General features: G+C 75.1%; 19 protein-coding genes. 9 read left to right on the forward strand and 10 right to left on the reverse strand.

The window, feature by feature from the left end:
* Positions 1–117: 117 nt before the first annotated feature.
* The 4 genes from ACFEMC_RS20380 (at position 118) to ACFEMC_RS20395 (ending at position 1952) form a co-directional block, all read left to right on the forward strand.
* The gene (locus ACFEMC_RS20380; RefSeq protein ID WP_380171310.1) at positions 118–252 is read left to right on the forward strand and encodes a hypothetical protein; all 135 of its coding nucleotides are present in this window, start codon (positions 118–120) and stop codon (positions 250–252) included.
* Positions 253–298: 46 nt separating this feature from the next.
* Positions 299–589, forward strand: a complete 291-nt coding sequence (locus tag ACFEMC_RS20385; protein WP_380171311.1) for a hypothetical protein — start codon at positions 299–301, stop codon at positions 587–589.
* Positions 590–696: 107 nt separating this feature from the next.
* Positions 697–1674: a hypothetical protein gene (locus tag ACFEMC_RS20390; protein WP_380171312.1), complete on the forward strand. Its 978-nt coding sequence runs from the start codon at positions 697–699 to the stop codon at positions 1672–1674.
* A gap of 56 nt (positions 1675–1730) precedes the next feature.
* The gene (locus tag ACFEMC_RS20395) at positions 1731–1952 is read left to right on the forward strand and encodes a hypothetical protein (RefSeq protein WP_380171313.1); all 222 of its coding nucleotides are present in this window, start codon (positions 1731–1733) and stop codon (positions 1950–1952) included.
* On the opposite strand, the gene ACFEMC_RS20400 is transcribed toward ACFEMC_RS20395, so the two are convergent.
* Positions 1933–2835, reverse strand: coding sequence for an HAD family hydrolase (locus ACFEMC_RS20400; RefSeq protein WP_380171314.1), 903 nt, complete (start codon positions 2833–2835; stop codon positions 1933–1935). The two genes, ACFEMC_RS20395 and ACFEMC_RS20400, sit on opposite strands and share 20 nt — an antisense overlap.
* Positions 2836–3141: 306 nt before the next feature.
* On the opposite strand from ACFEMC_RS20400, the gene ACFEMC_RS20405 reads away from it, so the two are divergent.
* Positions 3142–4407 carry a sensor histidine kinase gene (locus ACFEMC_RS20405; protein ID WP_380171315.1) on the forward strand — a complete coding sequence of 422 codons (1266 nt, stop codon included), beginning with the start codon at positions 3142–3144 and terminating at the stop codon, positions 4405–4407.
* Between the two features lie 17 nt (positions 4408–4424).
* Here the strand turns inward: ACFEMC_RS20405 and ACFEMC_RS20410 are convergent, their stop codons facing one another.
* From ACFEMC_RS20410 to ACFEMC_RS20425, 4 genes are all read right to left on the reverse strand, one after another.
* Positions 4425–5750 carry a diguanylate cyclase domain-containing protein gene (locus tag ACFEMC_RS20410; protein ID WP_380171316.1) on the reverse strand — a complete coding sequence of 442 codons (1326 nt, stop codon included), beginning with the start codon at positions 5748–5750 and terminating at the stop codon, positions 4425–4427.
* Positions 5747–7012, reverse strand: coding sequence for an EAL and HDOD domain-containing protein (locus ACFEMC_RS20415; protein ID WP_380171317.1), 1266 nt, complete (start codon positions 7010–7012; stop codon positions 5747–5749). Before ACFEMC_RS20415 ends, ACFEMC_RS20410 begins: the two co-directional genes overlap by 4 nt.
* 7 nt (positions 7013–7019) lie before the next feature.
* Complete coding sequence (locus ACFEMC_RS20420; RefSeq protein WP_380171318.1) at positions 7020–8621, reverse strand: GAF domain-containing protein; 1602 nt, start codon at positions 8619–8621, stop codon at positions 7020–7022.
* A gap of 139 nt (positions 8622–8760) precedes the next feature.
* Positions 8761–9582, reverse strand: a complete 822-nt coding sequence (locus ACFEMC_RS20425; protein WP_380171319.1) for an HAD family hydrolase — start codon at positions 9580–9582, stop codon at positions 8761–8763.
* 118 nt (positions 9583–9700) lie between these two features.
* Here ACFEMC_RS20425 and ACFEMC_RS20430 point away from each other — a divergent pair, with 118 nt between their 5' ends.
* A complete protein-coding gene (locus ACFEMC_RS20430) occupies positions 9701–10357 on the forward strand; it encodes a hypothetical protein (protein ID WP_380171320.1) in 657 nt (218 codons plus the stop codon).
* Here ACFEMC_RS20430 and serS read toward each other — a convergent pair.
* The gene (gene serS / locus ACFEMC_RS20435; RefSeq protein WP_380171321.1) at positions 10341–11615 is read right to left on the reverse strand and encodes a serine--tRNA ligase; all 1275 of its coding nucleotides are present in this window, start codon (positions 11613–11615) and stop codon (positions 10341–10343) included. The genes ACFEMC_RS20430 and serS overlap by 17 nt on opposite strands.
* 88 nt (positions 11616–11703) lie before the next feature.
* On the opposite strand from serS, the gene ACFEMC_RS20440 reads away from it, so the two are divergent.
* On the forward strand, positions 11704–12801 hold the full coding sequence (locus ACFEMC_RS20440) for a diacylglycerol/lipid kinase family protein (RefSeq protein ID WP_380171322.1): 1098 nt from the start codon (positions 11704–11706) through the stop codon (positions 12799–12801).
* On the opposite strand, the gene ACFEMC_RS20445 is transcribed toward ACFEMC_RS20440, so the two are convergent.
* The 4 genes from ACFEMC_RS20445 to ACFEMC_RS20460 all read right to left on the reverse strand — a co-directional run bounded on the left by ACFEMC_RS20445 (position 12746) and on the right by ACFEMC_RS20460 (position 17348).
* Positions 12746–14614 carry an EAL domain-containing protein gene (locus ACFEMC_RS20445; protein WP_380171323.1) on the reverse strand — a complete coding sequence of 623 codons (1869 nt, stop codon included), beginning with the start codon at positions 14612–14614 and terminating at the stop codon, positions 12746–12748. The two genes, ACFEMC_RS20440 and ACFEMC_RS20445, sit on opposite strands and share 56 nt — an antisense overlap.
* Before the next feature lie 69 nt (positions 14615–14683).
* Entirely contained in the window at positions 14684–15628 is a 945-nt protein-coding gene (pheA, locus tag ACFEMC_RS20450) for a prephenate dehydratase (RefSeq protein ID WP_380171324.1), read from the reverse strand.
* Positions 15629–15688: 60 nt separating this feature from the next.
* A complete protein-coding gene (locus ACFEMC_RS20455; protein ID WP_380171325.1) occupies positions 15689–15994 on the reverse strand; it encodes a WhiB family transcriptional regulator in 306 nt (101 codons plus the stop codon).
* 70 nt (positions 15995–16064) lie between these two features.
* A complete protein-coding gene (locus tag ACFEMC_RS20460) occupies positions 16065–17348 on the reverse strand; it encodes a glycosyltransferase 87 family protein (RefSeq protein ID WP_380171326.1) in 1284 nt (427 codons plus the stop codon).
* Between the two features lie 159 nt (positions 17349–17507).
* On the opposite strand from ACFEMC_RS20460, the gene ACFEMC_RS20465 reads away from it, so the two are divergent.
* Positions 17508–19697, forward strand: a complete 2190-nt coding sequence (locus tag ACFEMC_RS20465) for a hypothetical protein (RefSeq protein WP_380171327.1) — start codon at positions 17508–17510, stop codon at positions 19695–19697.
* A 196-nt stretch (positions 19698–19893) separates the two neighbouring features.
* Positions 19894–21354, forward strand: coding sequence for an aldehyde dehydrogenase family protein (locus ACFEMC_RS20470; protein WP_380171328.1), 1461 nt, complete (start codon positions 19894–19896; stop codon positions 21352–21354).
* Positions 21355–21362: the final 8 nt, after the last annotated feature.

Here is a 21362-nt window from a genome sequence, read left to right on the forward strand (position 1 = left end):
ACCGGTTCCCGCTCGACCGGGACGGAGCCTGCTCCCCGGACACCGAGGGCCTCGTGGAGGTGCGCGACAGCCCGGAGGTCGTCGTCGAGAAACCCCGTGCGGGATCCCCGGCCACCGGTGCGGTTGTCCGCCGCGGGCCTGGGCCGGCCGCGCAACGCCGTCGAAGGACGCGTCACCGGCGGCCGGATCGTCGGCTCCGTCGACCCGCGGGCGGCGCGGTCGGGGGGTTCCGCCGTCCTCCTGGAACCCTGACCCGGGCCCGGAACCACCGCGGGAACACGCTCGCTACCGTCGTCCCGTGCGCGACCTCGCCCTCGCCCGTGCCGTCCAGGTCGCCTCCGCCGTCGCGTTCGGCGGTGGGCTCGTCCTGGCGATGGCACCCCTGCCCCTCAGCGCGTACGGCTGCACGTCCGCCGTGCACGCCGACCTGGGGGACTCCAGCGACCTCGCCCCGGCCTGCGGGCAGCAGCGCACCGACCGGCAGGACCTCGTCGCCGGGCTGCTCGTGGGCTCGCTCGCGGCGGCGGGCGGCGCCGAGACCTACGTCCGGCGGGTCCGGCGGACCGAGGACGACCGCAGCCGCCGGTGACCGTGGCGCAGCGGTCCAGGGGCTTGTGTCGGAGGTCGGTGTCACGGTGTGCTCATCCCGGTGGACCACCGGGTGATGACAGCGGACACGACCAGGGGGAACGTCTCGTGCACATCGACAACGCTCGTGAACTGAAGGCCCGACTGCTCTCGGGCGTCGTGCGGGCCTCCTCGCTCGAGACGCCGACCGGCGTGGCGAGCGTCGGGATCAGCGTCGCGTACCGCAGTGGGGACGCGCCCCGCTACGGGCTCGCCGTCCGCTACTCCGGCGACCGCGGCGCGGTCCTCGCCGACAGCGCGCGCACCCTCGCGGCGGGTGCGGCCGGGGACGAGGTCGACATCCGCGAGATCGGCCTCGTCAAGGCGCTGAGCGCGCCCACCGAACCTGGGACGTGGGCGCCGGAGGCGTTGCAGCGCAAGGTCCGACCGTTGCACCCCGGCCTGTCGATCGCGCAGCAGGACGTGACCGCGGGAACCCTCGGGGGGTTCGTCACCGTCGAGGGTTCGGACGGCCTGTACGTCCTGTCCAACAACCACGTCCTGGCGAACTCGGACCAGGCCGCCCTCGACGACCCGGTCCTGCAGCCCGGCCCGCACGACGGCGGACGGGCCGGGGACCGCGTGGGCCGGCTGGCGCGCGCGGTGCCGCTGGAGGCCGGGGGCGGCAACACCGTGGACGCGGCCCTCGCGCTGCTCGAGGACGACCTGACCGACGTGGACCTGAGCTACCCCGTGGGCCGACTGACGGGGTGGGCCGAGCCGGACGACGAGGTCGCCGTCGAGAAGGTGGGTCGCACGACCGGGTGGACGACGGGACGCATCAGCGCGATCGAGCTCGACGACGTCGCCGTGCAGTACCCCGTCGGGGTCGTGAGCTTCGACGGCCAGATCGAGGTCACGGGCGACGCGGGGGCGTTCTCAGCCGGTGGCGACTCGGGGTCGCTCGTCTACCGTCCGGACACCCGCCAGGCCGTGGGCCTCCTCTTCGCGGGCAGCGAGCGGGGCGGTGAGAACGGCGCCGGCCTGACGTTCTGCAACCCGATCGGCCTTGTGCTCACGGCGCTCGGTGCGACACTGGTCGTCTGAGCACGCGCGGCCCCTGGTCCTCCGGCGGTCGCGGCGGACGGACCAGGGAGCCGGGAGTGAGCGACCGAGACGCTGCACGGGCCGCCAAGTCGCAGGTGCAGAGCCTGATCGGCGGTGACCCGCGCGTCAACGGCGTGGGCCTGACGCACGTCGGCCCGGACTGGGCCGTGAAGGTCAACGTCGTCGACGACCAGGACTACCCCGACCTGCCCGAGCGGGTCGAGGGCGTGCGGGTCGTCGTGCGCGGCATCGGCGGCATCAGCGCCCACGCCAGCTGAGCAGCCGCTCCAGCACCTGGGCCACCCCGTCGTCGCCGCAGTCGGGCGCGACGTCGTCCGCGGCCGCCCGCGCGTCCGGGTGCCCGTCGGCCATCGCGTAGGACCGCCCCGCCCAGCGCAGCATCTCCAGGTCGTTGGGCATGTCCCCGAACGCCACCACCTGCTCGGCGCGGACCCCGCGGTCGCCCGCGACCTCGGCCAGGGTCGTCGCCTTGCTGACCCCGGCCGCCATGATCTCGATGAGGGAGTCGGCGGCGTTGGAGTGCGTGACGTTGACCAGGCCGTCCAGCTCGCGGTGCGAGATGGCGACCATCTCGTCGCTCAGCACCCCGGGGCACTTGGCGAGGATCTTCACCACGGGCGGGGCGTCCACGAGCAGCTCGTCGAAGGAGGCGACGCGCTGCTCCAGACCCCCGTCGAACCGGGTGGCGTACTCGGGCTCGCGGCGGAAGCCGACGACGGCCTCGAGGGCGAAGCCGATGCCGGGCAGCACGGGCCGCAGCCGGGCCACGACCTCGCGCAGCACGTCGGGGGCGATGGGGTGCTCCAGGACGACCCGGCCGGCGTCCAGGTCGTAGACGACGGCCCCGTTGGCGCAGACGACCTGCCCGCGCAGACCCGCCTCCTCGGCCAGCGGCGTGACCCAGCGCGGCGGCCGACCGGTCACGGGGACGACGGGGATCCCGGCCGCGTCGCAGGCCGCGAAGGCGGCCAGGGTGCGGGCGCTGACGGGGCGGTCGCGCGGGATGACGGTGCCGTCGAGGTCGGTCGCCACGAGCGCCCACCCCTGCGCGAAGGCGCGTTCGGCCCCCTGGTCGTCCAGCTCGTCGGTGGCCTCCCGTCCGCGGTCGACGTCGGCCGGCGCGGGCACCTCGGGAGTCACCGGCCCATCCTCGCACCTGGTCGGACCCCGGAGCCGGGCGCGCTCGTCCCCCGACACGTCGCTCCTGCGACCGCCCGGCCTCCGGGACCGACTCTCCGACCCCGCCGTCCGGCGGCCCGTCTCCCCCGAGGAGGCCGCCGGCCGGCGTCGGTCGACCGGCGCGCCATCGTGGGGGCGGGCACCGGCCCCACGATCGTCCCCCGGCCCCCCCGCGCGCGGCCACCCTCCGGAGGTGCGGTGCGGCGGGACCGCACCCCCTCCGTCCGGAGGGGACGTCCCCGCGTGGCCGGCTGCCATCCTGGGCCGGTGTCCGGCGACGCGCCCTCCCGCGGCACCCCCCTGCTGTCGGTCGAGCGCCGCGCCGCCGCCGCGCAGTTCCTGCGCAGTCCCCGTGGACGAGCGCTCACCCAGGCCCTGCTCGTCCTGGCCTCCGTCGTGGACGCCGTCTCCAAGGGCGTGACGTGGTCGAGCCGGCCGGCGGTCGTCGTCACCGTGCTGGCCGTGGCCGGGGTGCTGCTGCGCCGGCGGTGGCCGCTGCTGGCGCTGCTGGCGGCCCTGCCCGGCGTCTGGTGGTCGACGCTGCAGGTCGCTCCCGGAGTCCTGCTGGCCAACTTCACCTACCGCCGCAGGCGGTCCGCGCTGCTGGTGGTCGTGACGATCACCGTGGTCCTGACCGTGGCCAACACCGTCATCTACTGGTACCCCGGGCCCGGGTTCCTCGTCGTGAACCTGCAGTCCGCCGTCTACTTCGCCGGGTACGTGGGCAGCGCCAGCCTGCTGGGGCACCTCCTGCGCGTGCGCCGGGAGCAGGCCGACCGGCTGCGCGAGCTGCAGGCGAGCCGGCACCGCGAACGGCTGCTGACCGAGCGGGCCGCCCGCGCCGACGAACGCGCCCAGCTCGCCCGCGAGATGCACGACGTCGTCTCCCACCAGATCTCCCTCATCGCCCTGCAGGCGGGGGTGCTCCGCGTGACGCTGCGCGGGGCGGACCCGGTCCCCGCGGCCCTGCGCACGACCGAGACCATCCGCGGCCTGGCCGTCCAGGCCAACGACGAGCTGCGGCAGGTCCTCGGTGCGCTCACCAGCGACGCCGTGGCCGCCTCGCTCGACGCCGTGCGGACCGTCGACGACATCGCCCACCTGTGGCAGCGGTCCGGGGTGCGCGGGCGGCTGCAGCTGCCGGACGCCGTGGACACCGCGAGCGTGCCCGCCCCCGTGCAGCGCGCGGTGTACCGCATCACGCAGGAGGCCCTGACGAACGTGCGCCGCCACGCCGACGGGGCGGACGTCGTCGTCCGCGTGCGGCTGGGGCGCGACCGCGACCACGGCGACGGGTTCCGGGCCGGCGTCCACGTCGACGTCGAGAACTCACCACCTGGGGGCGGCGGTGCGGAACCCGTTGCCGCGCAGGGCGGGTCCTGCGGACTGGCCGGGGGTGGCGCCGGGCTCGTGGGGATCAGCGAACGCGCCTGCGCCCTCGGCGGGTCGCTGCAGGCCGGCCCCACGGCCGACGGCGGGTTCGCCGTTCGTGCGTTCCTGCCCTGCAGCGTCGTCCGGGGCACCCCGGCCTGACGCTGGGGCCGAACGCCTCAGGCCGCCCGGCGCGCCCCGCCGCCCTCGGACTTCGCCCGATACATCGCGACGTCGGCGGCGTGCAGCAGCGCCTCCCCGCGACCGCGGCCCGTCGTCACGGCGTCCTCGGCGAGGCCGACGGTGGCGTCCGGGCCGGCCACCCCCACGCTGGCCGAGACGCGCAGGTGCCGGCCGTCCACCTCCCGCGGACCGAGCTGCCCGACGAGGGCCCGGGCGATGTCGTCGGCGCGCGCGGTGCGGGGACCCGTGAGGAGGACGACGAACTCGTCCCCGCCGAGCCGGGCGACCAGGCCGTCGGGGCCGACGACCTCCTCGAGGCGGGCGGCGGTGTCCCGCAGCAGGAGGTCGCCGGTGCGGTGGCCGTGCCGGTCGTTGACCGCCTTGAACCCGTCGAGGTCGACGAGGAGGACGGCCAGCGGCACCCCGTCGGCGACGTGCTCCACCTCGGCGAAGAAGGCGCGCCGGTTCGCCAGCCCCGTCAGCTCGTCGAGCAGCGAGAGCCGGTGGCTGCCCAGGAGCGACACGAGCGTGCGCGTCAGCAGGACGAGCTTGGCGGCGACGGCGCCCAGGGCCACGACCTCGCACAGCAGCACGAGCGTCGAGGTGCCCGGGTGGGCCGTGCGCCACGTCGCGGCCACCATCGTCAGGACGAAGACGGCGATCGGGGCGGCCACCGTCGCCCAGCCCAGGTCGGCCACCACCCGGGGCGCGGCCGCGGGCGTCCGGAGCGTCCGCACGAGGAGCGGCAGGGCCAGGAGGCGCAGACCGGCCGCAGCCGGGGTCAGCAGTCCCGCGGGCCCGCCGGCGCCGAGGACGAGGTGCGCGAGGTCGGCCACCTCGGCCAGGAGCAGCAGCACGAAGAGGGCCAGCACGGTCAGGGGACGTCGCCGCCGGTCCGGCGCCACGAGCCCGCAGTTCGCCGCGGCGAACGCCACGAGCACGAGGACCAGGGCGGGGCGGACGGACCAGGCCAGCGCGGTGGCGGTGGCGACCCCGCGGGCGGTGAGCGCGGGGACGACGGTCGCGGTGAGGACGGCGACCAGGCCGGCCAGGCACGCCGTCCCGTCGAACCACGCGTTGACCTGCGGCACGACGGAACTGCGCTGGTAGTGCAGCAGCCGCAGGTTCGCCGCGAACAGGACGGCGTAGGCGCCCAGAGCGCTGAGTACCGCCCCGAGCACGGGCACCGCGGACGTGCCCGCGGTCGGGACCAGCAGGCTCCAGGTCCCCGGCGCACCCAGCAGCAGCAGGACGACGCCGACGCCGAGCAACGGCCGGAACCGCCCGCCCGCGGGTGGGGACCCGGGAACCGGGCGCGTCACCGCCCCGGACCGCGCGGCGTGCGGAAGGCCGCCACCCGGGAGCGGGCGGCGACCTGGGCGCGCAGGTAGACGGCGGCCACCTCCTCGACCGCGGGGTCCCCGGCGCCGTCGAGCACGAACGCCTCGTGGTCGCGGACGGTGGTCAGGACCGCACCGAGGGGACCGCCGGCGCTGACGAGGGCGTCGCGGACGGAGGCGTCGAGGGCGCACCCGCGGGTGAGTTCGACGGGGTCGAAGGCCAGCGCCTCGGCGGCCGCCGACAGCAGCCCGACGGTGGAGGCGGGTTCGGCCGCGGTCGGGTGCAGGGACCGGCAGGCCTCGGCCCGCGTGAAGATCCAGACGAGGGTGTCGTCGGGGACACGGGCGGAGCCGGACCCGGCGAGCAGCACGAGCAGGACCCAGCTCATGAGTTCCCGGCGGCCGAGCATGACGACCGCCTGCCGCAGCGAGGTGATGCCGCCGCGCGGCGCGTGGGCCGCCGAACTCACGGTCTTCAGCACGCGCAGGCTCAGGGCGGGGTCCTGCGCGAGGAGGTCGACGACCTGTCCCACGTCGGCGTCGGTGTCGGCGAGCAGGGCGACGAGCTGGGCGCACGTCAGGTGCGAGGGGGTGAGGGTCTGGCGCTGCAGGACCTCGGGGCGGTGCAGCAGGTACCCCTGGAACAGGTCGACGCCGTGGTCGCGGCAGACGTCGAACTGCGCCTGCGTCTCGACGCGCTCGACGACGAGGACGGCGCCCGGGTTCACCTTGCGGACGAGGTCGACGACCTCGGGCAGCCGCTCCCCCGTCGCGTGCAGGTCGACCTTGACGTAGTCGGCGTGCACGACGGCCGGGACCCGGGAGACCTCACCGTCGAAGTCGTCGACGGCGATCGGGAAACCCTTGCGCCGCAGGTCGCCGAGACCCACCATGAGCCGCCGGTCGACGTCGACGTGCTGCGGCAGTTCGAGGACGACGTGTCCCGGCGGGAACGGCAGCTGCACCTGACCGGAGAAGAACGAGCGGGTCGCGTTGAGGAACAGGGGACGACCGCCGGACAGGTCCTCGACGCCGAACTCCCCGAACACGGCCGCGACGACCTGCGCGGTGGCGCGGTCGTGCTCGGCCTCACCCGTCAGGCGGGTCCGGTTCGTGGCACCCGTGCGGTGCAGCAGTTCGTACCCGAACACCTCGCGCTCGGCCGTGTGGACCGCCTGCAGGCCGAGGGAACTCGTCGCCCCCGCACTCCGGGCCGCGAGTCCGCCGTCCACCGGAACCGTCACGTCGACGTCACCCCAGGATCTCGCGGGTCACCGCGAACTGCTCGGTCAGGACACCACCGATGACCGACTGCGTCTGGTTGATCTCCCCGACCGCGGCGCTGATCTGCGCCAGCGAGGACGTCACCGCACCCACCCGCGCCTGGATCGTCGCCACCCGGGCCCCGACACTGCTCGTCGCCCGCTCGGTCTCCCCCGACAACTCCTTGACCTCCTCGGCCACGATCGCGAAACCCCGCCCCGCCTCCCCAGCCCGAGCCGCCTCGATCGTCGCGTTCAACGCCAGCAACTTCGTCTGCGCCGCGATCGCCTGGATCGCCCGCACCACGTCGTTGATCTGCGCCGACGCCTCCTCCAACGCCGCGACCTCCGCGTTCGCCTCCGCCGCCAACGCCTCACCCTGCGCCGCGACCCCCGTCGCCGCCACCACGTTCCGCTCCACCTCCTCGATCGAAGACAGCAGGTCCCCCCCGGCCTGCTGCAACCGGCCCGCAGCCGCGAACCGCTCCATCGCCTGACCGATGAGGAACGCCGTGTTCCGCAGCGCCGCACCCCGGCTCTGCGACATCACCAAGGTCCGCGTGGCGAAGAAGTCCATCGTCCCCACCACCCGGCCGCCGACGACGACGGGCAGGCAGACCCCCGACTTCACCCCCGCCCGCTGCGCCACCGGCGCGCGGACGCAGTCGGTCATCTCCCCCAGGTCCTCCACGAACACCAGGTCCTGCGCCGCCCACGTCCGACCCGACAACCCCACACCCTTGGCGAAGGACGCCGCCAGCGTCACCTGCCGGAACTCCGCACCGGCCTCCCCGGACTCCAGCTCGAAGCGCAGGACGTGCCCCGAGACCGGGCCGGTCTCGTCCAGGCGCCAGAACGAGCCGTACTGCCAGTCGAAGTCGGCGCGGATCGTGTCCGGCGCCACCCGCAACGCCGCCTCCTCGCTGGTGGCCGCGGTCAGCTCACGGATCAGCGTCGAGACGGCCGCGACGTCCTGGGCAGCCTTCTCCTGCCGCGCGGCCTCGGCCAGCCGCGCCAGCGTCGTGGACACCAGCGTGGCCACCGTGCGCAGCACCGCGGTGCGCCCGGCCGACAGCGTGACGCACTCGGTGGTGAAGAAGTCCATCGTCCCGGCCACCTGCCCGGCCTCCAGGACCGGGAAGCAGATCCCCGACCGGATCCCGGCGCGCTGGGCCACGGGCGCGCGGACGCAGTCGGTCAGCTCACCCAGGTCGCCCACGTGCACCAGGTCGCGCTGGCGCCAGGCCCGCCCCGACAGCCCGACACCCTCGGCGAAGGACGCCGCCAGCGTCACACGGCGGAAGTCCTCACCCGCGGGACCGTCGACACGCCCGGACTCCTGCGCGAAGACGAGGACGGGCCCGGCGCCGGCTGCAGATCCACTTCGGCGCTCCAGGCGCCAGTACGACCCGTAGGCCCAGCCGAAGCGGGACCGGATCGTCTCCAGCGCCGTCTCGACCGCCGCCTCCGGGGTGGTGGCCTGCTGCAGGGCACGGACGAGGTCGGTCACCGCCTCGAGGTCGGCCCCCGCGGCCTGGACGTGACCTGCCGCGGCCTCGGCCGCCCGCCGCGATGCGGTCGATCGGAACATCGGACTCCCCGTCTCCATCCCGCGGCACGAGGGGCCAGGGACGCCTGTCGTGCCGCGCCGGCTGCTTCCAGCCCTGCAGTCATCGGCCGACGGCGGCCGGGCCTTGAGCGCGACCGACGGGTCGGCGCGGGGAGAAGGGTCAGGCGGTGGGGCCCACGGGCAGGAGCTGCTCGAGCACCTGCGCGAGACCGTCGTCGTCGACCGTGCCGGTGACCTCGTCGGCGACCGCCTGCACCTCGGCGGGCGCGTTGCCCATGGCGACTCCGCGCCCGGCCCAGCGCAGCATCTCGACGTCGTTGCGGCCGTCCCCGACGGCCAGGGTGCGGCCGGGGTCGACGTCGAGCCGCAGCCGGACCTCCTCCAGCGCACTGGCCTTGGTCACCCCGTCGGGGGCCAGGTCGAGCCAGGCGGTCCAGCCCACGGAGTAGGCGACACCGTGCAGGCCGACCTCGTCGACGAGGCGGGAGAACTCGGCGGACGTGTGCTCGGGGCTGCGGATGATGACGCGCATGACGGGTTCGGCGAACAGCTCGTCGAACGGGACGATCTGCATGTCGCCCGTCAGCTCCCCCTCGGGGAAGGGCGCCGTCAGCTTGTAGCCCCGGCCCAGGACCTCGACGGCGAACAGCCCGGCGGGCAGGTGCTCTCGCAGCAGCTCGGCGACCCCGGACGGGTCGAAGGTGTGCAGCGAGACGACGCGGTAGCCCTCGTCCACGGACGGGTCCAACTGGACGGTGACGGCCCCGTTGGAGCACACGACGAAGCCCTCGTGCAGGCCGAGGCGCTGCAGGACGGGCAGCGTGCCGTGCAGCGACCGTCCGGTCGCGACGACGACGTGGGCCCCGCCGGCGGCGACCCGGCCCACCGCCTCGCGCACGCGGTCGGACAACGACTCGTCCAGGTCGACGACGGTTCCGTCGACGTCGAGCGCCACGAGCACGCCCTGAAGGCCCTCACTCACGCTCGGCAGCCTACGGGGTGGGCCCCGGCGGGCGCCGCCCGAGCACCGCGGGTGGGTCGGCGGGTTGCCGCGCCCACGGCGGGCTGGTCGGATGCCGGGGACGGGACGGAGGGGTGACGTGGACGAGAGGACGGGGCCGCTGGGGGCCTGGGACGCGCCGGACCTCGGCGCGGCGGAGTTCGCCGCCGCCCTGCAGGAGCACCGCGCCGACGTCGACGCGCGGTTCGCCGCCCTCGGGTTCGGTCCCGACGTCGCCGCCGCGACGCTGGCCGACGTCCCCCGCAAGCTCGCGGCCTACGGGACGACGGGGCCCGTCGCGATCGACGTGCGCTGGTTGCGCGGTCTGGCCCGCGCGGACGTCGTCGCGCTGGGCCGCCTGCAGTTCGAGCGCACCGCGCGGGACGGCCGGCACGCCGTCCACGTCCCCGAGGGGGGACCGCTCACCGACGCCGACCTCGACGCCTCGTTCGCGAGCGCCCGCGAACTCCTCGGGGCCCGCGCCTTCAGCTGCCACTCGTGGTTGCTGGACCCGCTGCTGGAGGCCCTGGGGCCGGGCAGCGGGGTCGTGCGGTTCGCCCGCCGGTTCTGCGTGGCGACGGTGGCACGCGACGCCGACGCCGACCGGGCCGTCGCGAAGTTCGTGTTCCGCGACACCCCGGACGCCGTGCGCTCCGGGGCCGCCGTACCCCGCACGCGGCTGGCCCGGCTCGTCGCCGACCGGCTGCGCGCGGGCGGGCACTGGGCCCAGCCGCTGGGGTTCAGCCGACCGGCGTGAGCACGTCCAGGCCGAGGAAGGGCTGCAGCGCAGCGGGAACGCGCACCGAACCATCGGCCTGCTGGTGGTTCTCCAGGATCGCCACGAGCCAGCGCGTCGTCGCCAGCGTCCCGTTGAGCGTCGCCACCGGACGGGTCCCCGACCCCTCCGCGAGACGTTCGCGCACCCCGAGACGACGGGACTGGAACGTCGTGCAGTTCGACGTCGAGGAGAGTTCTCGGTACGTCCCCTGCGTCGGGACCCACGCCTCGCAGTCGTACTTGCGCGCCGCGGAGCTGCCGAGGTCGCCGGCCGCGGTGTCGATGACCCGGTAGGGCACCTCGATCGCGGCGAGCATCTCCTTCTCCAGGCCCAGCAGCCGCTGGTGCTCGGCCGCGGCGTCTTCGGGGCGGCAGAACGAGAACATCTCGACCTTGTGGAACTGGTGGACGCGGATGATGCCGCGGGTGTCCTTGCCGTACGACCCGGCCTCGCGGCGGTAGCAGGCCGACCAGCCCGCGTAGCGCTTCGGGCCGGACGACAGGTCGAGGATCTCGTCGGCGTGGTACCCGGCGAGGGCGACCTCGCTGGTCCCCGTCAGGTAGAGGTCGTCCTCCTCGAGGTGGTACACCTCGGCCGCGTGGGCGCCGAGGAACCCGGTGCCCGCCATGACCTCCGGCTTCACCAGCGTCGGCGTGATCATCGGGGTGAACCCGTTCTCGACGGCCTTGGCCACGGCCAGGTTCAGCAGTGCCAGTTCCAGCCGGGCACCGACGCCGGTGAGGAAGTAGAACCGCGACCCCGAGACCTTCGCGCCGCGCTCGGTGTCGATCGCCCCGAGCAGCTCACCCAGTTCGAGGTGGTCGCGCCAGGCAGCCAGGCCCTCGGGCAGCTCCGGGCGGGTGCCGACCTCCTCGAGCACGACGTAGTCGTCCTCGCCCCCGGGCGGCACACCGTCCTCGACGACGTTGGGGATGAGGCGCAGGGCGGCGTCGAACTCCTCGCCGACGGCGGCCTGTTCGGCGTCGGCGGCCTTGACCCGCTCGGCGAGTTCCTTGACCCCCGCGAGGAGCTTCTGCTTCTCCTCGCCCTTGGCCGCCGCGACGTCCTTGCCGCGGGACTTCTGCTCGGCCCGCAGCTGCTCGAACTGCGCGATGGCCGTGCGGCGGCGGGCGTCGAGGTCCAGGGCGCGGTCGACGGCACCCTCGTCCTCGCCGCGGGCCCGCTGGCTGGCGCGGACGGTGTCCGGTTCGTCCCTGAGGAGTCGCAGGTCGATCACGCCACGACACTAACGGGTCCACCCCCGCCGGTCCGACCGAGTTCACGCCCCGCCGCCGTCCCGCGGGGGCGCCCGCTAGCGTGGCCGGATGACGGTGGCGGACCTGATCGACACCGGCGCGGTCGCCGTCGTCCTCGCGCTGGCCCTGGCGGTCGTGTTCACCCTGCTCGCGCGCGAGCGCCGGCGGACCCGGCGGTTGCAGGCCGCGCAGGTGCCGCCGACGACCCCGCACGTGCCGGCGACGCAGCAGCGGCGCGCGGCCATCGTGGTGAACCCGACGAAGTTCTCCTCCCTCGACGAGCACTCGCTGCGGCGCCGGCAGGCGTACGTGGCGGCGGTGTTCCGCTCCCACGGCTGGGACGACCCGCTGTGGTTCGAGACGACCCCCAGCGAACCCGGCCGGCAGCAGGCGCAGGAGGCGCTCGCCCAGGGCGTCGACCTCGTGCTCGCCGCGGGTGGGGACGGCACGGTGCGCTCGGTCGCCGAGGGCCTGGCCGGCACCTCCACGCCCATGGGCCTGCTGCCGGCGGGGACGGGGAACCTGCTGGCGCGCAACCTCGACGTCCCGCACACCGACCTCGCCGCCGCGCTGGACCTCGTGTTCTCCGCGCAGGACCAGCGGGTCGACGTGGGCTGGCTGGAGGTCGACCGCACCGGCCGGGACACCGACCCCGAGCGGCACCTGTTCCTCGTCATGGCGGGGCTGGGGTTCGACGCGGCGATGATGGCCGGCGTCGAGGACCGCCTCAAGCAGCGGCTGGGGTACGGCGCCTACGTCGTCTCCGGTGCCCGGGCGTTGTGGGGGCCGCAGGCGAAGGTGCAGATCTCCGTGGACGGTTCGGTCCCGACGCCGTCGCGCACGCGGGCGGTCATCGTCGGCAACTGCGGCAAGCTGACCAAGCAGCTCGTCCTCATGCCGGACGCGGAGATCGACGACGGCGTCCTCGACGCGGTCGTGCTGTCCCCGCGCGGCGGCATCGGCTGGGGCGAGGTGGCGTGGGCCATCGCGACCCGGGACCGGCGTGGTCAGCGGCGGGTGCAGCACCTGCGGGGCAAGCGGTTCGAGGTGAGCTGCGCCGAGCCGCAGGAGGTCGAGCTGGACGGCGACCCCATCGGGACCGCCCGGCGCATCAGGCTGACCGTGGACCCGGGAGTGCTGCTGGTGCGCTGTCCGCCGCTGCGCTGAGCGAGCGGGCCGTGAGCGCGTGGGCGGCGTAGGAGGCTGCCGCCGTCGCCGCGTCGCGCAGGACGACGGACAGGTCCGGCTGCGGTCGTCGCCAGCACTGCGACAGGACGTAGCGGGCCCCGTCGGCCGCGACGACGGGGACGGTCAGGACGGCCGCCGCGCCCCACCGCTGCGCCAGGGCGCCGTCGACGACGGAGCTGGTCCGGGCGTCGGGCACCCACACGGGCCGCCGGGTGGCGATGGCGCGCGCCACCGCGCTGCGGGCGTCCACGTCGTACTCGGCGCCCTCGACGGCGGCGGGCGCCTCGCCGAAGTGGTCGACGACCTGCCACCGCTCGTCGCCGGCGGGCCGGCCGACGAGCACGGTGAAGTCGGGACGGGTGAGGTCGTGGACGGCGCGGGCGAGGACGTCGGCGACACCGGCCTCCCCGTCGGCGCGGTCCACCTCGGCCGTGGCCTGCAGGATCGCCTGGACGCGGTCGAGCTGACCGGCCGCGTCGACGCCCTCGAGGTGGTCGGCGAGGACCCCGGCGAGCAGGCGCAGCTGCTCGCGCCGGGCGTCGTCGAGGACGAGCGGGCCGCGGTCGTAGACGCACAGGACGCCGAGGACCCGGCCGAGGGCGTCCAGGACGGGCACGCCGACGTAGTGGCGGACGCCCGAGGCGGCGATCTCCCCGCCGGCGGTGCGGTGGTCCTCGGCGCAGTCGACCTCGAGGACGTCGTGCTGCAGCACCGCCCAGGCGCAGGGCGTCCCGTCGCGCCGGACGCGCGTGAAGTCGTGGCCGTGGGGGGCCAGGAGGTGCACGTGCTCCCGGGTGACGACGTTGAAGCTGGCGAACTCCGCGCCGAGCAGACCGGCCGCGAGGGCGGTGAGCCGGCGCAGCAGCCCCTGGGAGGCGGTCGTCGTGCCGAGGACCCGGTGGGCGAGCTCGACGCGTTCGCCCTCGTCGGCCGGCCGCGGGGCGGGCACGGGTCCGCTCACCCGTGCCCCGGGGTAGTCGACGGGCCCGCCGGTGACGGTGGTGAAGACGTCCTCCGCCGGGACGGGGCGCGCGAAGTGGTACCCCTGCAGGACGTCGGCGCCGAGGGCGCGGACGCGTTCGGCGGTCCGGGCGTCCTCCACGCCCTCGGCGACGACCTCCATCGAGAGCCGGTGGGCGAGGTCGACGAGGGCCCGGACGATGGCGGCGTCGACGGGCGCCTGCGCGGCCGCCGCGACGAACGTGCGGTCGATCTTCAGCTCGTCGACCTCGAGCTGGCGCAGCATCGTCAGCGACGTGTACCCGGTGCCGAAGTCGTCGAGCGAGACGCGGGCGCCCGCGGCGCGCAGCGCGGCCAGGACCGCCGCGGCCCCGAGCGGGTCGGCCAGCAGCGCCGTCTCGGTGACCTCCAGGGTCAGGACGCCGGGCTCGAGGCGGTGCTCGGCGAGGACCGCGCGGACGGTGTCGAGCAGGTCGGGGTGCTGGACGAGCGCGGCGGAGAGGTTGACCGAGACCCCGACGTCGTGACCCGCGGCCCGCCACGCGGCGCACTGGGCCGCGGCCTGCTGCAGGACCCACGTCGTCAGCGCGACCATCGTCGGGGTGCCCTCGGCGAGCGGGACGAACGCCCCGGGTCCGAGCAGGCCCCGCTGCGGGTGCTGCCAGCGCACGAGCGCCTCGACGCCGACGACGCGGTGGGTGCCGGCCGCGACGATCTGCTGGTAGTGCACCCGCAGCTGACCGTCCGCGATGGCGGCGGGCAGCTCGGCCTGCAGCGCGAGCGCGGCGGCGTCGGCTGCGGGCGGCGTCTCGGGGGACGTCGGACTGGTCACGTCCTGTGCATCGGCGCATCACCTCTGGTTCTAGATGCGCCGAGCGGGTGGCCGTGCGGTCGGATGGCGTCAGGAGGCGGCGCCTGCGCGCAGCCGGTCGAGCCAGCTGCGCGCCTCCTCGAAGTCGTTCTCGCTGGGCCCGGAGCCGGTGATCGTCCGCCCGCCGTCGGCGCGGGGGTAGCTGCCGACGAACCGGACGCGCTCGGAGACGCGGTGCAGCCCCATGAGGGCCTCCCCGACGCGGGCGTCGGTGACGTGGCCGTCGCAGTCGATGGAGAAGCAGTACCGGCCGAGGGCGTCGCCGGCGGGGCGGGACTCGATGCGGGTCAGGTTGATCCCGCGCGTGACGAACTGCTCGAGCGCCTCGACGAGGGCACCGGGCCGCTCCTCGCGCAGGAACACGACGAGCGACGTCTTGTCGTTGCCCGTGGGCGCGGGCGTCGTCCCGGCACCGGGGCGGGACAGCAGGACGAACCGGGTCTGGGCCCCCTCGCGGTCCTCGATGCCCTCGGCGAGGACGTCGAGGCCGTGCCGGGCTGCGGCGAACGGGGCGCAGATGGCGCCCTCGAAGCCGGCCGGTTCCCCGCCGGCGAGCTCGTCGGCGAGGGCTTGCGCGGAGGCGGCCGTGGACGTCGCGGGCACGTAGCCCACCCCGGGCAGCTGCGTCTGCAGCCAGCGCCGCACCTGGGCGTAGGCGTGCGAGTGCGTGCTGACGCGCGTGACGTCGCCGAGCCCGACGCCCGGGCGGGCGGCGAGCACGAACGTCACGGGGATGACGACCTCGGCGACGACGACGAGCGGGTCACCGACCGCGAGCCCGTCGAGGGTGGCGGGGACGCCGCCCTCGACGGAGTTCTCGATCGGCACGCACCCGACGTCGGCCGCGCCGCTGCGGACGGCGTCGATCGTGGCGTCGACGCTGGCGAACGGCTGGGCCGGCGCGTCACCGACGACGGTCCGCAGAGCGGCCTCCGAGAAGGTCCCGACGGGGCCGAAGAACGCGTAGCGCAGCACGGTCCCGCACAGTAGCCGTCCCCTTCCCCCGGCGGGGACGGGCGGGACCGCGGGCGTGGCTCAGCCGGCCCGGCGCAGCTTGCGCTTGTCGGTGCGCCCGCTCCAGATGGCGTCGCGCTGGTCCTCGGTCAGCCCGCCCCAGACGCCGTAGTTCTCCCGGTGCGTCAGCACGTGCTGCCGGCACTGGCGCAGCACGGGGCACTCGGCGCAGATGGCCAGCGCCGCGGCGTCGCGGTGCTGACGAGCTGCTCCCCGTTCCAGCTCGGGGTGGAAGAAGAGCTCGGTGTCGGCCTCCCGGCAGGCGCCCGAGAGCTGCCACTCCCAGGCGTCGACGGTGGGGCGGAGTCCCTTGCTGGTCTCACTCACGGCATTGCCCCCCTCAGTGGTGTCACGCGGTGTTCGCGCGTGGACCTGTAGTGCCCTGTGGGGGAAAAATCTAAACGCTATGCGACCGATCCGTCACTACCCGTGATTGAGAGGGGGTGTGTCGGACGAGCAGCCGCCAGAGGACGACCACCGCGGCGCACGCCCACCACAGGTCCCCGTTCTGCACGAAGCGCGCCACGGCGGTCGGGACGCTGCGCTCGGCGAGCAGGTTCGCGCCCCACCACGGCCACGCGATCCACAGCAGCAGGAGCCCGGCCACGGCGGCGACCACCCGCGCCCGCACCCGCGCGTCGCCCACGAGCGCACCGAGCACGACGACGCCCCACAGGTAGTGGTGCAGCCACGAGACCGGGGAGACGAGCAGCGCCACGAGCCCGCACGCCGCCACCTCCCCGACGAGGTCCCCGCGCCGGAACAGTGCCCGCGCCAGGGCGAAGCCGGCCACGGCCGCGGCCAGGGCCAGGACGCCCCACAGCGCGGTCGTGGCCCCGTCCGAGAGGTACAGGCGCAGGACGAAGCCGCGCAGCGACTGGTTCGACGACCCCGCGTTGGGGCCGAGGCGGTCGGAGTTCAGCAGCGCCGACGTCCAGAACTCCAGCGACCCCTCGGGGGCGATGGCGAAGGTCGCGACCGTCACCCCGACCGCGGCGAGGACGGCGTTGCGCAGCTCGCGCCACTGCTTCGTGATCGCGAAGTGGACGAGGAAGACGCCCGGCGTCAGCTTGATCGCGACCGCGACGCCGACGAGCGCACCCCGCGGCCAGCGCAGCGTGAAGCGGCCGATCCGCAGGCCGTCGGTGCCCTTGACGAGGTCGAGCAGGCACAGCGTCACGAGGACCGCGTTGACCTGCCCGAACCGGATGTTCTCCCCCACCGGCGAGATCCACACGCACGCCGCGACGACGAGGCCGTGGGCCAGTCCCGTCCAGCGGCCCGCGCGGTCCAGCAGCGGCCGGAAGGCGAGCCCGACGATGACGTACAGCAGGAGGAGCTGGAACCCCGTCCACACCCAGCCCGCCACCGTCCACGGCATGAGCGCCAGCGGGATCGACAGCACGGCCGAGAAGGTGGGGTACGTGAACGGCAGGAGCTGCGGCACCTCCGTCTCGAAGAGGTAGACCGGCCGGCCGAGGAGCAGCGAGCGCCCGGCCTCCCGGTAGACCTCGAGGTCGACCTGCCACTGGTCGTCGGGGTAGGCGACGAGGTACCGGTGCACGATCGGCGCGACGGCGGCCAGCACGACGAGCACACCGAGCGCCCGCCACAGGCCCGCACGCCCCCGGGGGCGCGCTCCCGTCGGTCCGGCCGGCTCAGCGGTCCCCTGCGTCAGCACCCCCCGATCCTCCCCCAGCGAGGCACGGGTCCCGACCATCCCCACCCCTAGCCTGGGACCGTGCCCCACCCGAAGACCCCCCGAGCCCGCGTGGAAAACACTCTTTCCGCCCCCCGCACCCCCCTCGCAGGGGCGGAAAGTGTGTTTTCCGCCCGGGGGTTGGCAGCGGCGGTCGCTGTCCTCGGGGTGCTGGCGGTCCTGCTGGGGGTGGGGGCGGCCCCGGCGCAGGCCGCGACGACGAACGCGGAGGGGCGCGCCCCGCTCGTCGTGGTCGGGTTCTCGGGCGTGCGGTGGACCGACGTGTCCGAGCAGGCGACCCCGGCGCTCGCGTCGATGACCTCGGGCGCGATCGGCACGGTCGCCGTGCGCAGCGTCTTCACGGCCGCGTGCCCGGCTGACGGCTGGCTGGGCCTGTCCGCGGGCCGGCGGGCGACGGACTTCGACGGCACGTCCGCCCAGCACGCGAGCGCCGCGTGCGCCGCGGTCCCCTCCCCGGCCGTCGCGACCGACGTGGTCGGCGGGCCGACGACGGTCCCCGGGTTCGAGGAGTTCCGCCGGATCGCCGACGGCGACACCTTCGGCGCCGTCCCCGGCACGCTCGGGTCCGCGCTGTCCTCCGTGGACTCCCTGGCCGTCGGACCGGGTGCGGCGATCGCGCTCGCCGACACCTCCGGCCGCGTCCCGGACTACGTCGCCGCGAGCACCCCCGCCGAGATCGGCGGGTACGTGCAGGACGCCCTGGAGAACGGCACCCGCGTCGTCGTCGTGGACGCCGGCGTCGTGCGCGACCCCGCCGACCTGCCGTCGCAGGAGCAGGCGCCGGCGCAGTCGCGCGCCGAGCAGGTCGCGGCGGTCGACGCGCGCGTGGCCGCCGTCCAGCGGGCCGTCGCGGACTCCACCGGGGCCGACGCGACGACGCTGCTCGCCGTCTCCCTGGCCGACGCCGGCGCCACCGCGCACCTGCAGTTCGCCGCGGCGACCGGCCCGCGGCCGGGCTCGGGCGACTACGAGGGGTTCCTGGGATCCCGCTCGACCCGGCAGACGGCCATCGTCCAGACGACGGACCTGACGCCAACCGTCCTGGCGCTGGCCCTGGGCTCCGACCACGGCACGCCCGGGCTCGTCGGCGCCCCCGTGACGAGCACCGACGCCGGCACGCCCGCGGCCGACCGCGAGCGGAAGGTCCGCGACCTCGACGCCGCGGCCCAGGCCGTGCAGCCGCTCGTCGGGCCGTTCTTCACGGTCTGGGGCGCCTCGCAGATCCTGCTGTACGGCGTCGCGACGCTGGCGCTGCGCAAGGCCTGGGGCGGCACGGCGGGGCGCCGGCGGATCCTGGCCTGGCTGCGCGCGGTGGCCGTCGCCTTCGCCGCGGTGTGCGCCTCGACGTTCCTGGCCAACACGATCCCGTGGTGGCGCGCGGGGGACTCCACCGCGAGCCACCTGCTGGCGGTGACGGGGGCCGTCGCCGTGTACGTCGTCGTCATCACCGCCCTGGCGCTGCTCGGGCCGTGGCGACGGCACGCGCTCGGGCCGCTGGGGTTCGTCGGGTTCGTCGTGGCGGCCGTGCTGGCCGTCGACTGCGCCACCGGCTCGCGGCTGATGACGTCGAGCCTGAACGGCCTGCAACCGGTCGTCGCCGGTCGCTTCTACGGCATGGGCAACCCGCAGTTCGCCCTCTTCTCGGCCGGGGCGCTGCTGTTCACGGTCGCGGTGGCGGACTGGCTCGTGCGCGGCGGCCGTCGACGGGCCGCGGTCGTGCTCGTGGCCGTGGTGGGCCTGCTCGCCACGTACGTCGACGGCGTCCTCGGGGCCGACTTCGGCGGGCCGCCCGCGATCCTGCCCGCCTTCGGGCTCCTGGCCCTCGTCGTGGCCGGGGTGAAGGTCACGCCGAAGCGCGTCGTCGTCCTCCTCGGCGCGACGCTCCTGGTGCTCGCCGCCATCTCGGTGGCCGACTGGCTGCGGCCCACCGACGACCAGACCCACCTGGGCCGGTTCGTGCAGACGGTCGTCGACGGCGGGGCGTGGCAGGTGATCGAGCGCAAGGGCGAGCAGAACCTGCGGATCCTGTTCAGCAACTGGATCCTCAGCCTGGTCCTCGCGCTCGCGACGGTCTTCATCGCCGTCGTGCTGGCCCGCCCGCGGGTCCTGGGCGTCGCGGTGCTCGAGCGCGCCTACGAACGCCACCCCGTCCTGAAGCCCGGGCTGGCGTGCCTGCTCGTGCTGCTGGTCATCGGGTTCGCCGTCAACGACTCCGGGGCCGCGGTCCCGGCCGTCGGCGCGATGCTCGCCGTCCCGCTGCTCATCGCGTGCATCACGCGCGTGGTCGAGGACGGGCCCACCCGGACCTGACCCCGCCACCTCCCGGGCCAGCCCGTCGGGTGGAGGTCGTTGACGCGCAGCGCCGGTAGGTTCGGCGCTCCGCGTCGACGACTCGTCCCCCGGGCGCGCCGCCGAGGTCTCCACCATTGACAGGTTTCCTGATGCCGAGCACGCTGTGGCCACCGCCGACGAAGCCGTCGGACGGCCCCGGACACGGAGGTGCGACATGGCGGAGGCAGTGCCCGCGACCCTGGGCGGCCTGTTCATCGACGGGCGGCGCGTGGAGACGTCCGAACGGCTCGACGTCGTCGACCCGGCGACCGGACGCGTCGTCGGGAACGTCGCACGCGGCGGGGTGGAGCACGTCGACGCCGCGGTCGCCGCAGCGCGCGCCGCCGGCGAGGGCCCGTGGGGCCGGACGACGGGCCGGGACCGGTCGAAGGTCCTCCTGCGCATCGCCGAGCTGATCCGCGAGAACGCCGACGAGCTCGTCCGCCTCGAGAGCCTCGACGTCGGCAAACCCGTCGGACTGTGCCGGCCGGTGGACGTCGAGACCGCGGCTGAGCAGTACGCCTACTGCGCCGCGCTCGCCCAGACGATGGACGGCGCGGTCCGCTCCACCCCGTTCCCCGCCCACGCCTACACCGTCCGCGAACCCGTCGGCGTCGTGGCCGCCATCACGCCGTTCAACTTCCCGCTCGTCCTGTCGAGCACGAAGATCGCGCCCGCGCTGGCGGCCGGGAACACGGTCGTCCACAAACCGGCTGCCGACACCTCGCTGAGCGCGCTGTTCATGGCCCAGCTGTTCCTCGACGCGGGGGTCCCCGCGGGCGTCGTCAACGTCGTCACGGGTTCCGGCGGCGTGGTCGGCGAGGCGCTGCTGCGGCACCCGGGGGTCGACAAGGTCGCGTTCACGGGGTCGACGGAGGTCGGCCGGCACGCGGCGGCGGTCAGCGGGGAGAACCTCACGCAGGTCACCATGGAACTCGGCGGGAACGCGGCGAACATCGTCTTCGCCGACGCGGACGTCGAGTCGGCGATCGGCGCTGCGGTCAAGGCGTTCGTCTTCAACACCGGGCAGTTCTGCATGGGCGGGCCGCGGCTGCTCGTCGAACGCCCCCTGTACGAGACGGTCCTCGGGATCCTCGCGCAGGCCGTTCCGGGGGTGCCGCTGGGCGACCCGCGCGACGTCGCCACCGTGGTCGGTCCGCTCGCCTCGGCCCGCCAGCGCGAGATCGTCGAGGGGTACGTCGAGCAGGCCAAGGCCTCCGGCGCCCGCGTCGTGTGCGGGGGCGCACGCCCCGACCTCCCCGGCGACCTCGCGGACGGCTTCTTCTACTCCCCCACCGTCCTGGCCGACGTGAAGAGCACCGACCCCGTCGTGGCGGAGGAGGTGTTCGGGCCCGTCCTGACGGTGCAACCGTTCGACTCCGAGGACGAGGCCGTCGAGATGGCGAACGGAACCCCCTACGGCCTGGCCGCGGGCCTGCAGACGCGCGACGTCGCCCGCGCCCACCGCGTCGCCTCCCGGTTGTGCGCCGGGATCGTCTGGGTGAACGACTGGGCCCTGCTGGACCCGGCCGTGCCGTTCGGCGGCGTCGGGGCCTCGGGGTTCGGCCGCGAGTACGGCCCGGAGGCGCTGCACTCCTACACGCGCACCAAGTCCGTCGTCGTCTCGCTGGCCTGAGGGGAACC

Source organism: Kineococcus sp. DHX-1 (genome assembly GCF_042473625.1).
Taxonomy (GTDB): domain Bacteria; phylum Actinomycetota; class Actinomycetes; order Actinomycetales; family Kineococcaceae; genus Kineococcus.

Coding starts and splice junctions, on each gene's coding strand:
- ACFEMC_RS20420 (WP_380171318.1), bottom strand. CDS start 8,621: ATGTTCCGATCGACCGCATCGCGGCGGGCGGCCGAGGCCGCGGCAGGT.
- ACFEMC_RS20440 (WP_380171322.1), top strand. CDS start 11,704: ATGACGGTGGCGGACCTGATCGACACCGGCGCGGTCGCCGTCGTCCTC.
- ACFEMC_RS20470 (WP_380171328.1), top strand. CDS start 19,894: ATGGCGGAGGCAGTGCCCGCGACCCTGGGCGGCCTGTTCATCGACGGG.